Genomic DNA, 859 nt, shown 5'->3' on the forward strand with positions numbered 1-859 from the left:
TTTAGTGATTGTCGCAACCAAGCAACTAGAAACAGTGGATGCGATGACAAGCTATGCTAAGCGTTGGGAAATTGAGACTTTATTTGCTTGTCTAAAGGGCCGTGGCTTTAATCTTGAAGATACCCACTTAACCCATCTTGATCGGGTCAGTAAATTAGTCGCAGTGAACGCCTTAGCGTTTTGTTGGGCTTATCATGTCGGTATTTATAAAGACAAAGATAAGCCGTTAAAACGCAAGTTGAAGTCAAACGCTCGACCTCAAGCCAGTTTGTTTGCGCTTGGCCTGGATGTGTTGATTGAGGGCCTTCGCTTGGTGTTTTTTAACAATGATAAGACTGTCTTTCGACAGTTAGTTAGCTTTTTAACCCCTAAACCTATGAAAATCCGGTGGGGATGATTTTTTTGGCGTGTGCAGAGATTTATTTGTTAATCTAGATTCATTTAACTATGTGGTTAGTATTTCAGATTCTAAAATCGCTGTCGCGCAGGTTTTTGTTAAGAAATACAGTGGCTTGTAAAGGGATTAGGGGTAGGGTTAATTTTTGTTGCTCTTATCTAAACTTGTCATGTAGAAGTAGACCTCTAGCACAATAATAAAAATGAGGTATATTGGTAAGTTAGCCCATAATGTGTGATTTCAAAAAAATAGATTTAGTTATCTTAAAAAATATCGAGGACTTAAAAAAACTATGAAACAAGTGAAAGTAGCAGCGGCAATCATTATCAACAGTGACAAAATACTTTGTGTTCAAAGAGGGTCTAGGGCGTGTCCCTAATTTGAAAAATACAGATAAAGCCTTATTTTAATCCTATATATCAACAAAATATAGGGAAACTCACACGATGGCGAGAACAGTAA

At 37.4% G+C, this 859-nt stretch carries 1 protein-coding gene; it reads left to right on the top strand.

The window, feature by feature from the left end; all coding sequences use genetic code 11:
* Positions 1–397: transposase (locus A1019T_RS13220; RefSeq protein WP_077451266.1), on the top strand; the 397-nt coding region annotated here is incomplete at its 5' end.
* Between the last annotated feature and the right edge of the window lie 462 nt (positions 398–859).

The sequence above is a fragment of the Psychrobacter piechaudii genome (genome assembly GCF_900162825.1).
GTDB classification, from domain to species: Bacteria; Pseudomonadota; Gammaproteobacteria; order Pseudomonadales; family Moraxellaceae; genus Psychrobacter; species Psychrobacter piechaudii.